Annotated in this window: 6 protein-coding genes; 2 read left to right on the top strand and 4 right to left on the bottom strand. The window is 49.5% G+C overall.

The features are described 5' to 3' along the window. Positions 1 to 53: 53 nt before the first annotated feature. Positions 54 to 1,040 (top strand): CPBP family intramembrane glutamic endopeptidase, encoded by a 987-nt coding sequence (locus tag IKW96_RS02205; protein WP_296569797.1) that lies wholly within the window; start codon positions 54 to 56, stop codon positions 1,038 to 1,040. 50 nt (positions 1,041 to 1,090) lie between these two features. On the opposite strand, the gene IKW96_RS02200 is transcribed toward IKW96_RS02205, so the two are convergent. After that, positions 1,091 to 2,278, bottom strand: coding sequence for a CPBP family intramembrane glutamic endopeptidase (locus IKW96_RS02200; protein WP_296569794.1), 1,188 nt, complete (start codon positions 2,276 to 2,278; stop codon positions 1,091 to 1,093). Positions 2,279 to 2,364: 86 nt separating this feature from the next. After that, positions 2,365 to 4,683, bottom strand: a complete 2,319-nt coding sequence (gene yicI, locus IKW96_RS02195) for an alpha-xylosidase (protein ID WP_296569791.1) — start codon at positions 4,681 to 4,683, stop codon at positions 2,365 to 2,367. Between the two features lie 572 nt (positions 4,684 to 5,255). Here yicI and IKW96_RS02190 point away from each other — a divergent pair. Further along, positions 5,256 to 9,152 carry an endo-1,4-beta-xylanase gene (locus tag IKW96_RS02190; RefSeq protein WP_296569788.1) on the top strand — a complete coding sequence of 1,299 codons (3,897 nt, stop codon included), beginning with the start codon at positions 5,256 to 5,258 and terminating at the stop codon, positions 9,150 to 9,152. A gap of 438 nt (positions 9,153 to 9,590) precedes the next feature. Here the strand turns inward: IKW96_RS02190 and spoIVA are convergent, their stop codons facing one another. Together spoIVA and IKW96_RS02180 are read right to left on the bottom strand one after the other, a co-directional pair. Further along, positions 9,591 to 11,066 carry a stage IV sporulation protein A gene (gene spoIVA, locus IKW96_RS02185; protein ID WP_296569787.1) on the bottom strand — a complete coding sequence of 492 codons (1,476 nt, stop codon included), beginning with the start codon at positions 11,064 to 11,066 and terminating at the stop codon, positions 9,591 to 9,593. Positions 11,067 to 11,196: 130 nt separating this feature from the next. After that, positions 11,197 to 12,750, bottom strand: a complete 1,554-nt coding sequence (locus tag IKW96_RS02180; RefSeq protein ID WP_296569786.1) for an SPOCS domain-containing protein — start codon at positions 12,748 to 12,750, stop codon at positions 11,197 to 11,199. Between the last annotated feature and the right edge of the window lie 163 nt (positions 12,751 to 12,913).

Genomic DNA, 12,913 nt, shown 5'->3' with positions numbered 1-12,913 from the left:
TTCCCTTGACAATCGGCTTTGAACATAGTAAAATTAATTACGGAGGTGTTGCTATGCTCGATTACAGACCCAAAATGTTCAGCGAAGCTTCAAAATCTCACGCTTCCAAGAACATTTTCATAATATTACTGTGCTTTCTGGCAGTATTCATCGTTATACTGCTGCTCGAATCGGTCGTACCTGCCGTTGTCACGCTCAAGCCCATGATAGAGGAGCTGCGTAAGCAGGGCTACCTCGATTCGGGAGAGATAATCAGCGTCACAGAAGCAACGAAGCTCGCCACTAAGGTAGCTTCCGCGCCTAAGGTAATGGTCCCGACCCTGTTGTCCACAGGATTCGGAACTCTTGCGGCAATATTCTACTGCCGCTGCATTGAAATGAGACCCGTCCGCTCAATGGGAGCCCGCAAAAACGGCTTCTTTTCACATTATTTCTCGGGACTTCTCTGCGGACTGATAATGATGTCCGCCATAGCTCTTCTCAGCGCCGCTCTCGGCATAAACAGGATCAAGCTTTGCAGCAATATCAATTTCGGCATTATCGCCCTGTTTTTGCTGGGATTCATAGTTCAGGGCATGAGCGAGGAGTTCATCTTCCGCGGCTACCTTATGACTACCATAGGCGGAAGCGGCAAGCATACCGCTGTTGCCGTCCTTATAAGCTCTGTGGGATTCGCCCTTGCTCACGCGGGAAATCCAGGATTCGGACCTCTCCCCTTCGTCAATCTCTTCCTTTTCGGAGCTTTTGCCGCACTTTGTGTGGTGATATTCGATAATATATGGGGAGCCTGCGCTATCCACTCAATATGGAACTTCGCACAGGGCAACTTATACGGAATAAGCGTCAGCGGTTCTGCCGACGCGGAATCCGTGTTACGCAGCGTACCGCAGTCATCTCACGCTTTCCTCACAGGAGGTAAGTTCGGTATCGAGGGAAGTATAGTCACTACCGTTATCCTCGGTATCGGCATAGCTTCGGAGCTGTATATGCTCTCGAAGAAAACTCCCGAAACAGAGCCTGCCCCTGCCGAGGCTGAATAATATGCAAATAATAAGCCCGTATACGGTGTAATGCCGTATACGGGCTGTTTTTATGCCGAGGTCTTTGTCTGATATATAACAAGTACGGTATATGCAATGTGGACAACTACCGCAAGTATCACGCCCACGGAGGTCTTTGCTATGGCTATCCCTCTGCGGCTCTGCGCGGGAGTCGATACCGGGAGCTTACAGTTCTTACGGAATATCACGAGCATTATTATTCCCGTGATATAGCAGAGTATCAGCAGCATTCCGCTTATGCCCATAACAAAGGTATTGTCCTTTAACTCAGTCAGGACCGTCGCAAGAGTATTTATCAGTATGTGGACAACTATCGACGGAACTATGGAATTGTGCTTCATGTCGATGTGACCGAAGAATATTCCTATCAGGAATGCAAGCACGAACTGCGGAAGATTGCCGTGAGCAAGTCCGAAGAAGAACGCCGACATGAATATTCCGAAGCGCTGGTTCGACTTTGAGAATATCTTCATTATAGCTCCGCGGAAGAAGAGCTCCTCCGTGAGCGGCGCTATGATACAGCTGTACATGAGGAGCACCGTAAAGCCGAGCCCCGTTTTTCCCATGTCCATATCCAGAACGTCCGTGGAAAAACCGTACTTTTCAAAGACGTTGTCGATACCGCCTGCTATGATAGCTGACGTGTACCAGATGAATATTCCCGCAAGACAGTGCTGGACTGCGTCGTAAAAGTGGTAATCCCTTGTTCTGAACATGAATGAGGGCTTTATTTTTGCCCATTTCAGTGCAAGGAAGGTAAATCCCACGTTCGCTCCGAGGTAGGTGATGAGGTTTATGGACGCCATTATGGAACCGTTCTGCATATAGTGCGATACAGCGCCTTTTGCAGCGTTTGGGTTCATGCTGGTCAGCATAAGGTTTATGAGCGCAAGGAGCAGATACGCAAAGATGCTGGACGCGAAGAACTGTATCAGCATCATAAATCCGCCGATGTTGTAATAGCGCCTTATAGCGCTCTTTTCCACCTTTGCAGGCTCAAAGGGCACAGTGAACTCGGGCATTGTCGCCCAGGGAAGTATCTCCGAATAGTCGTCCCTGTACCACCTGAACTCAGTAGGATTCCTGAACGGGTCGCGGAGGTCGGTCTTTGTGGACTCCCTGTACTCCTTTTCCTTTTCCTCGAGCTGCTTTGTAAGACTGTATATTTCATGGCTCAGCGCCGCATACTCAGCGGTGTAGCCCTGTGATTCGTTCATATATCTGTTATCTCAGTCCTTTCTCCGTATATCTGATATTCATTTTAACATAACTTACGGCAAAAGTAAAGAGATAACGGCAAATTTCAGTCAATTATCACGATGTCGAGTCCCTGAGGGCTTTCCGCCGTAAAAGGACGGTCCGCTCCCCTGACGTTGAGCTCAATGCAGTCGCCCTTGCTGACCGCCTTTATTTCCACTTTTTTACTGTGGCTGCTGTCGTATACCGCAGTTTCCGCGGTACTTCCCTCGTCCATGCCGTAGAGCACTATCTTCATGCCGTCAAGGTAGTCGTAATCGGCAGTTTCCCTGTAATTTCCGTAAACTATAACGGAACGCGGCTTCGCATAGAGCGGCATACCGAAATAATCGTACTTTTTCGTGTACCACCTGCCGCCTGTTAGGACTTCGCCTGTCTGTATATCCGTCCATGTGCCGCAGTCGGGCAGATAGAAGCTGCACTCGCCGTCCTCGCTGAAAACAGGCGCAACAAGAAGCGACTCCCCAAGCATATACTGCGTATCAAGGGTAAGGGTATTGCGGTCGGAGCTGAAATCCACAGCCATCGCCCTCATCATGGGAACGCCGGTTTCATGGGCCTTTACGGCGTTCGCCCACAGATAAGGCATGAGCCTGCCCTTGAGTTTTACGAAATGACGCGCAACATCGCAGCTCTCCTCGTCAAAGTGCCAAGGTACGCGGTAAGAGTTGTTTCCGTGATAGCGTGAGTGGGTCGACATAAGTCCGAAAGCCGTCCAGCGCTTGTATATGTCGGGAGTTCCCGTGGACTCAAATCCACCGATATCATGGGAGAAATAGCCGAATCCCGACATACACAGGGAAAGTCCGCCGCGCAGGGTCTCCCACATGGACTCATAAGCCGAGAAGCAGTCGCCTCCCCAGTGTACGGGAAACTGCTGACAGCCTGCCGATGCCGAACGTGCGAAAAGGCAGGCATTTCCCACTCCTTTTGCGCCCTCGAGGGCTTCAAATACAGTCTTATTATACAGATATGCGTAGTAATTATGCATTCTGTAAGGGTCGGAGCCGTCGGAGTACTGTACATCGGTGGGGATACGCTCGCCGAAATCGGTCTTTACCGCGTCGATACCGAGGTCCGCAAGCTTTCGTATCTGCTCCGCGAACCATATCCGCGCTTCGGGATTGGTGAAGTCGATAATCGCCATGCCCGGCTGCCACATATCGCACTGGAACACGGAACCGTCCTTCTTTCTGATGAAATATCCCTTTCCGGCGCACTCCGCAAATGCCGGAGAGCGCTGTCCGATGTAGGGATTCACCCACACGCATATACGCAGTCCTTTGGACTTCAGGCGGTTTATCATCGCCCTGGGGTCGGGGAATTTTTCACTGTCCCACTCAAATCCGCACCATTGGAACTCCTTCATCCAGAAACAATCGAAATGGAACACATCAAGAGGGATATCCCTGTTTTTCATCTCGTCGATGAAGGAATTCACCGTTTTTTCGTCGTAATCCGTGGTAAATGAGGTGGAGAGCCACAGCCCGAAGGACCAGGGCGGCGGCAGGGCAGGTCTGCCCGTAAGCGCCGTATAACGCTCTATTACGCCGGCTACGTTCTCTCCGCCGAAAATAAAGTACTCAAGGCTCTCGCCCTGTACCGAAAAAGCGGTTTTCGACACATTCTCGCTGCCAACCTCGAAGCTCACCATTTCGGGGTGGTTCACAAACACGCCGTAGCCCCGTGAGGACACGAAAAACGGTATGGACTTGTAGCTCTGCCCGGTGCAGGTGCCGCCGTCGTTGTTCCAGACCTCGACAGTCTGTCCGTTTTTTACGAAAGAGGTGAACTTTTCGCCGAATCCATAGATGTACTCTCCTACGGAAAGTCCCAGCATTTCGCGGATAAACACGCTCTCTCCGCTGTCGGTGCGGGCAAAGAAGCGCTCCTGTGCCTGTACGGCTTCGGCCTGCTTTCTGTGCCACGGCTCCTCCTCTATCACGGAAGTTGTCCGCCAATCGGACTTTGTAAGGAGTTTACCGTCGAAATAATAGGAAATGTCCCATTTTTTCCTTTCGCAGCCGATACGGACCGAGGTTTTTCCCGATATCAGCTCCCGGCTGCCGTCAGGGAGCTCCCTGACAACAGGGCGGAAGTCCCTGTCCTCGTTAAGGGCGAAAGAGGGCTTTTTCGGGGCAGTTCCCGTAAAATGTTCTATCTTCACCTGTATGCTGTTTTCGAGGGTAGATGTAAAAGTCACGGTCAGAACAGGTCCGCCGAGAGTCATCCCCCTGTTGGCAACATGGTACGGCGTCGCATAGACCGTAACAGAGCGCTCGTCGGCGTCCGCCTCGTAGATCTGCGAAGCCCAGTGTACATTATAGCCTGTTTTATTCATCCAGAAACCGTCTGATACCTTCATAATTGTATTCTCCCCTTAATTTGTACGTACAACTTTTTCGATCACATTTTATTGTACCGTTGTATAGTTTAATAATAACATTAATTTCAGCAATTTGCAATAGGCAATTGTACACGAAAGCACCTGTTCATAAAAAATCAAACCACAGGTGCAGATTATGCAGGATACTATTATAATAGTAATATTTTTCGTAAATATTCCCGACTGTACATAAAGGCGGTTGTATTTTTAACAAATGGTCACATTTCACAAAATTGTATATACAAATTAAGCATACTGACATGGATTGACTTCATAAATTCAATTTTTCTTCAAAAACAAAGCATATAATGCTCATAACAATGCATTTTGAGCAATTGTAATTTTATGTAAAAAATACCAATTTCTTATCTAAAAATAATTTAATTTTGACACATATTGGACTTTGTCTGCGTTTTTTGCACCTAATCTTTATTTTTGGGGTTGAATTTATCTGTACAAATATAGTACAATGTGTGTAACAGCATGATATGATATGAATAATATCATTACGTTGAACGAAAAATATACACTTTTTACAAGGAGGAGAATGTATGAAAGTAAAAAAGTTAGTTGCAGGCCTTACGGCTGCAAGCTGCCTTTCAGGAGTGATTACAGTCTTACCTGACGTAGTTTCGCGCACTTATGCTGCTGAGATCGTTTACAACGATTTCGAGCGCAACTACGAGGGCTGGTACGGCGAAGGGGATAATGTTGACGTCACAGCACTGACAGGCGCAGGCTTCGGTTCTTCACGAGGCATGAAGATCTCAGGCAGAAGCACAGCTTCACAGGGCGCAGTTTCATCGAAGGGACTCTACCTCTTCGGCGGAGACAAATACACCTACAGCGTTAAGGTATACAGCGAGTCAGCTCAGAAATTCCATTTTTCACTTCTGACGATCGACGAAAAGACAGGCAAGGAAACTACTGTCGAGCTCGATTCAAAGAATGTTGCGGCAGGAGAATGGACAGAGCTCAAGGGCAGCTATAAGGCTCCCAAGGACAGCTACGAGTTCAAGCTCAGCATCACAAACGACTCTACAGAGGACTTCATCTTCGACGATTTCCTCATCACAGGCGACAAGGAGGCTCAGGAAGCACACGCTGCTCCCTCGGGCAAGGGCCTCAAGGACGAGTTCGCAAACTATTTCCGCGTAGGTAATATCTTCAACAGAGGTACTATCAGCAACAGCGGTATCCAGGGTATCATTCTCAAGGACCACAACGCTGTGGAGTGCGAGAACGAGACAAAGCCCGATGCAACTCTGGTTCAGAGCGGTTCATCGGATACAAACGTAAAGGTATCACTCAGCAGCTGTGCTGCTATATGCGATTTCTGCGTAAAGAACAATATCGCTTTCAGAGGACATACTCTTGTATGGCACAGCCAGACTCCTGAGTGGTTCTTCAAGAGCGGCTTCAACAACAACGGAAGCTGGGTAGACAAGAGCACAATGAACAAGCGTATGGAAAGCTATATCCAGCATATGTTCGAGGCCTTCGCTACACAGTATCCTGACCTTGACCTCTACGCTTACGACGTATGTAACGAGTGTATCTCTGACGGCGGCAACGGCGGCCCGAGAGGCAGAGGCTACGGCAACGGCAACTCACCGTGGGTTCAGGTTTACGGCGACAACAGCTTCATCGAGCAGGCTTTCACTTATGCAAGAAAGTACGCTCCTTCCACCTGCAAGCTCTTCTATAACGACTATAACGAGTTTGCTGACGGCAAGAAGAACAGCATCATCAACTCGATCCTCAAGCCTCTCAAGGCTAAGGGCGTCCTCGACGGTATGGGAATGCAGTCCCACGTAAACGCTGCTGCAAGCAACGCATGGGGCGATACAAATTCCTACCTCAAGGCTATGGACGATTATCTCGCCCTCGGTATCGACGTTCAGGTAACAGAGCTCGATATCAGCGTTGAGAACGGCAAGTACTCATATACAGATCAGGCCAACAAGTACAAGGCTATATTCAAGCACGCTATGGACTGGAACAGCTCGGGTCACGACAACAAGGTAACCCTTGTTCAGATCTGGGGTCCTAACGACTCCAATTCATGGCTCAGCTCGGGCAGCAACGGTCTTCTCTACAACGGAAGCAACCAGCCCAAGGAGGCATATACAGCTCTTACAAGCCTCGTTCCCGACAGCGAGTGGGGCGAAGGCAAGCCTTACACAGGCCCCGGAAGCAGCAACTTTACTCCCACACCTGTTACACCTCCCGAGGTAGACGGTGACGGATACTGGTTCCACAGCACATTCGAGAGCTCAGAGGACAACTGGAGCGGCAGAGGTGCAGCTTCTGTTGAGACCAGCAGCTCCGCTAAGTTCGCAGGCAGCAAGTCACTCTATGTAAGCGGACGTACTGCTTCATGGAACGGTGCAGCTATTTCCCTCAACTCAAGGATCTTCCAGCCCGGTGAGACCTACAGCTTCTCGGTCAACGCTATGACCAACGAGGGCGGCAGCACTACCGAGTTCAAGTTCACTCTCCAGTATGAGGACAGCTCCGGAACAAACTACGCAGAGATTGCTACAGCATCAGCTCCTAAGGGCGAGTGGGTACAGCTTGCAAACACAAGCTATAAGCTCCCTGCTGACGCTTCAAATATGCAGATCTATGTTGAGACTACTGACGAAGACAATACTGTTGACTTCTTCATCGACGAAGCTGTCGCTGCTCCTTCAGGCACAAAGATAAGCGGCGCAGGACAGCCTGCCCTCCCAAGCGGCGGACAGAATTCATCAGGCGGACAGACATCAACTACACTCCACCTCGGTGACATCAACTACGACGGCGTTATCAACTCCTTAGACATGATAGCAGCAAGAAAGGCTATCGTCAAGGGCGGCTTCAGCGATTCAAACGCTCAGAAGGCTGCAGACGTTGACCAGAGCAGAGAATTTGACGTAACAGACCTCGTTTGCCTCCAGGAATTCATTATTGGCAAGATCAAGGAATTCCCCGTAAACAAGCCCGCAGCTCCCGAGGTTGACCTTTCAGCTCTCGCAAGCAAGTTCGGCAGCGTTACACTGGCAGAGTCCTATAAAAAGGATACTGAGAACAATCCTCTGTATACTCAGCGTTTCGGTGCAGACCCCGGCTGGCTCGTATATGACGGCAGACTTTACGTTTACACAACAGCTGATGAATTCGCATACAAGAATAATCAGCTTATTGAAAACGATTACTCCTCAGGCTATATCAACTGCTTATCAACAGCAGACCTTGTAAACTGGACAGACCACGGTCAGATCCCTGTTGCAAAAACAAGAGTAAACGGCACTCCTATTGCAAGATGGGCTAATAACGCATGGGCTCCTGATGCTGCATGGAAAAAGATCAACGGTCAGGACAAGTTCTTCCTTTACTTTGCAAACAACGGTTCAGGTATCGGCGTTATCACAGCTGACGACCCGACATTTACCAAAAATGTAAAGGATCCTCTCGGACATGAACTCATTTCAAGAAGCACACCTAACAGTAACGTAACATGGCTCTTCGATCCTGGCGTTTACTATGATCCCGATACAGACACCGGTATCATTGCATACGGCGGCGGTGTTCCTGACGGACAGGCTGCTAATACAAAGCAGGGACGTATCGCTAAGCTCGGCGATGACATGATCTCGATCGTAGGTACACCTATCGATCCCGGTACACCTTACCTCTTCGAAGATTCAAGCATGATCAAGATCGGCAACACATGGTATTATTCATTCTGCCACAACTGGAATGTTCCCGGCGGTACAAGTGTTAACGGTCAGTCATTCAGCAACGCTGATATCGGTTACATGACATCAACAAATCCGCTCAGCGGATACCAGTATCAGGGTGTTGTATTCAAGAACACCGGTACACAGAGACTTGACAACGGCGGTAACAACCACCACTCAATTATCGAATTCAAGGGCAGCTACTATGTACTTTATCACTCACGTCAGCTTGAAATGCGTATGGGCGTTAACGGCGGCAAGGGTCTTAACTACAGATCACCCTGTATCGATAAGGCAACTATAAGCAACGGAAAGATCACTTGTAACGGTTCACAGAATGGTGTAAGCCAGATCGAGAAACTCGATCCTACACAGACTGTACGTGCAGCTACAATGTCCAACCAGTCCAAGAACATCAGCATATCAGGCGTAGGCAATACTGCTGTACAGTTCAAGAAGGGCGAATGGGCTAAGGTTAGCGGAGTTGACTTCTCCAAGGTTTCAAGCGGAACACTTACAGCAAAGGCTTCTTCTAAGAACGGCGCTATCATCAAGGTAGTTGCAGGTTCAAGAACAGGCAATGCTATCAGCTATATCGAAGTTCCTGCAGGCGGCTCTATGACAGAGATCCAGACAGCACTCGGAGAGATCCCGAGCGGTGCAACTGATATCTACTTCATAGCTAACGGCGACCTCAGCTTCGACAGCTGGTCAATGTCATAATTCTTTTCGATGTTGATCTGTGCGGTGCATCTGCACAACGCGCCGCACAGATTGATATAACTCAAAAACTGAATTGTAAGGGACAAATCAGAACAGGAAAACCGTACTTGAGCAGTACGGCTTTCTTGTTTTTAGTCCCTGACAAAAAAAGAGTACCGCATGGGTACTCTTTTTTATACTTCAAATATATCGTCATAGCTGACGCCGAGAAGCTTTTTCAGCAGTATAATCTCATCGGGGTAAAGGTGCCGCTTCACATCAGGGAATCGAAGATGTTTTAGTTGATCCAATGTAATTTGCACATTAAAAATAACGGGACGTCGAGGACGCCGTCCCCTACAATGGGACAACGTAATTTCATCATAACTCTCGGGAGCCCGTGGGCGGGCTCCCCTACAAGCTAACGGCTGAAAAAAGGAGACCAAAGGTCTCCTTTTTTCATAGTATAAAGCATATAAGCCCCGAACAGCCCTCGTTTATGACTCGCTCGAGAGTCTCCTGGAGCTTCATACGCGCGTCCACAGGCATTTTGAACAGCTTGCTGTGTAGCCCCTCGTTCACCAGCTCGTGCAGGGACTTTCCGAAGATATTGCTCTCCCATATCTTCTTCGGGTCGTCGTCAAAACCGTCAAGGAGATACATCACAAGCTCCTCGGACTGCCGCTCCGTACCCACGATAGGACTGATAGTGGTATTGATATTGGCTTTCATAAGGTGTATTGACGGAGCGGAGGCTTTGAGCTTCACCCCGTATTTGCCGCCCTGTCTGATTATTTTCGGCTCCTCGAGGGACATCTCCTCAAGCTCGGGCATGACTATTCCGTAGCCCGTAGCTTCTACCTCCGCAAGTGCAGGCTCGATACGCTTGTACTTGCGGCGTATGTCGTTGAGCTCCGACAAAAGCGGCATGAGGTCGCTTTCGCTCTCTATCTCGATACCCGTTGTCTCGCCGAGTATCCTGTAGAAAAGGCTGTTGTCAAGCTCTGCGGTAATGGTGACAGCTCCCTTGCCGAGGTCGATACCGCTTATCTCCGCCTTTACAACATCGGGACACTCGGCTATGGCTGACGCCGCGTCCTCGGCTTCACGGACGAGCCGTATATCCTTCGCCGCATTGCGTATACAGTCCAGTATCTCGGACTTGAGCCAGTGACCCTTGCCGAGAGTATTTATCCACCGCGCCGTGCGGATATTTATTTCCTTTATGGGGAACGAAAAGAGTATCTCCCGCATTATGCCGCGAATGTCGTTTTCGTCCAGTTCAAGGCAGTTTACGGGGACTACTTTCGCGTCGTAGCGGTCAGTCAGCCTTGCCGCAAGCGCCTTTGCCTCGGGAGAATCAGGGTCAACGGTATTGAGTATGACCACAAACGGCTTGCCAAGCTCTTTCAGCTCGCGGATAACCCGCTCCTCGCACTCCTCATACTCCTCTCTCGGGATATCTGTCACGGAGCCGTCCGTGGTAATGACCAGCCCGATAGTGGAGTGGTCGGTGATGACCTTCTGAGTGCCTATCTCCGCCGCCATATTAAAGGGTATCTCCTCGTCGAACCACGAGGTCATTACCATACGGGGCTGCTCGTTTTCAATATAGCCGAGAGAGCTGGGTACGATATAGCCCACGCAGTCTATGAGCCGCACATTGAAGGAAGCTCCGTCGCCGAGGTCTATGCGGACTGCCTCCTCGGGGATAAACTTCGGCTCGGTAGTCATAATGGTCTTTCCTGCGGCGGACTGAGGCAGCTCGTCAAGAGCTCTTTCACGCTTGAACTCGCTGTTGATATTGGGTATCACCAGCGACTCCATGAACCTCTTGATAAAGGTCGATTTACCCGTTCGTACAGGTCCCACCACGCCTATGTAGATATCGCCGCCTGTACGCTCGGCAATATCGCTGTATATATCTTTAGCCATACAATACTCCTTTTTATCAGAACTAAGATCTAAGCTCTATGAACTAAGATAGTTAAACTGATATTTCTTAGTTCTCATTATATACTTCTTAGCTCTTAGTTCTTAATTCTTAGCTCTTAGTTCTTAAATCTCAGGATACGATCGGTATGAGCAGCATTCCGCCGCTTTCAAGCCTTTCGCCTGTGAGTTCGTTTTCCTCCATTACTGCGGAAACACTGGTGCTGTAGCGCTTTGCTATGTCCCACACGCTCTCGTTTTCAGTGCCGAAATAGAGCTTTATTGCGTAATCTCCGTCCCTCTCCTTTCGGGAACTGTCATCAACGGATATATCTGTCACCGCTTTTATGGAGTCGGAACTGTACACGGACAGCTTCACAGCCATATCCGCCTTTGCGGTAAGAACTCCCTCAGCGGAGATATCGTAGGAAGTTTCGCGGACTCTCACCTCCGCTGTTACCTCGGAGCCGCCGATATTGTCGGGAAGACCGATAGTTTCCTCGAAAGCCTCCTCGCGGTCGGGCATAATCATACTTCCTGTTCTGTCCTTTGCCGCCATAGAATATACCAGCATACCGCTTATGACCACAGAACGCCCGTCATCGCCGATGTGGGCGTTGATATTCTTGGGCTCGCTCCACATTGCGTAGATATTCTGCGGAACATCGTCCCCTGCCGCAAGTCGGGCGCTGTGACGGAAGCTCTCATCGTAGACAACAGGTATCTGCTCGGCTTTTATGTCGGATATTTCAACATTGCACGGGTACACTGTTGAAAAAGCGTCCTCCGCTATCATAACAGTAGCCGTCCTGACTGCACGGCAGCAGAGCCGCAGCTCCGCCTCGCAGCGCAGAACGCGGTTATCGCCGTCCCTGCCGCCTGTTATGCTTATATCGCAGCTGACCACTTCAGGGGAAACAGTACAGTCGAAGCTGTCGTCAAGCCCGTCAACGTCGATTATCTGACTGTAACCGAGAGAAAAGCTCATAGGCTCAACAGTCATGCTCTCGCCGCCGCCACCTGCGTAGAGAAGCTCTACATCAGCCTCACCCTTTGCAAGGAGCTTTCCCGAGATAAGCTTCATCTCGCAGCCCGAAGCACTGCAACGGCAGCTGATGATACCCGATATATCGGGCTGAGCCGCCGTGAGCTCTATCTCCTCCTCGATATGCACGTTCTTCACGGCGTTCAGCCTCTGGGCGGCATACTTCACAGGCACCTTTTTCAACTGTATATTCAGCCCCTCAGCGTCGGATATGACCTCCTGCTGCTGCTCGCCTGCAACGCTTATTTTCACGGAAACAGCTCCCCGAAGGTCGATACGGCGCTTGTTGACAGCACGGAAGTTCACATGGCCCGTCTTTGCAATTATCCTTACCTCGGGCGAACTCACGCTTTTTCCAAGCTCCGCAGTACGTGTGAAGCTCCGCTGCTGATCCACCGCCTGCACGGTACTGCCGTCCTCGCCGCAGTAGAGTATGTGTATATCGCACCTGAGCTCGTATGTGAGCTTATCGCCGCTAACCGCCCATTCAGTGATAACGGGAAAAGCCTCACAGCGCACGAGCCTGAATATGTCGGGACAGTAATCGGGGAGAATATAGTCAAGCTCGACAGGCTGTTCCTGCAAGCCGTCATAGATCATCTCTGCCGCAGGAACTGTCTCTTTTGTAAGTTTCAGATCCATAAAGGTCGACCTCCTTGAAGTTTGGTTTATGTAATCATATTCAGAAAAACAATTATTTAGAACAGCCTGTTTGACAACCATTTATGATAAAATTCATTACAAATTTACAAAGTCAGGTATAGACAAAATAGACAAAATATGCTATAATAATTGTGAACTACAT

The organism is Ruminococcus sp., from assembly GCF_017549005.1.
GTDB lineage: Bacteria > Bacillota > Clostridia > Oscillospirales > Ruminococcaceae > Ruminococcus.
The sequence above is the reverse complement of the archived record's forward strand: the minus strand, read 5'-3'. Positions and strand labels throughout refer to the sequence as shown.

What these genes read in the sequence shown, in the direction of transcription:
- IKW96_RS02180 (WP_296569786.1), bottom strand. Translation starts at nt 12,750, where the DNA reads ATGGATCTGAAACTTACAAAAGAGACAGTTCCTGCGGCAGAGATGATC.
- spoIVA (WP_296569787.1), bottom strand. Translation starts at nt 11,066, where the DNA reads ATGGCTAAAGATATATACAGCGATATTGCCGAGCGTACAGGCGGCGAT.
- IKW96_RS02205 (WP_296569797.1), top strand. Translation starts at nt 54, where the DNA reads ATGCTCGATTACAGACCCAAAATGTTCAGCGAAGCTTCAAAATCTCAC.
- yicI (WP_296569791.1), bottom strand. Translation starts at nt 4,683, where the DNA reads ATGAAGGTATCAGACGGTTTCTGGATGAATAAAACAGGCTATAATGTA.
- IKW96_RS02200 (WP_296569794.1), bottom strand. Translation starts at nt 2,278, where the DNA reads ATGAACGAATCACAGGGCTACACCGCTGAGTATGCGGCGCTGAGCCAT.
- IKW96_RS02190 (WP_296569788.1), top strand. Translation starts at nt 5,256, where the DNA reads ATGAAAGTAAAAAAGTTAGTTGCAGGCCTTACGGCTGCAAGCTGCCTT.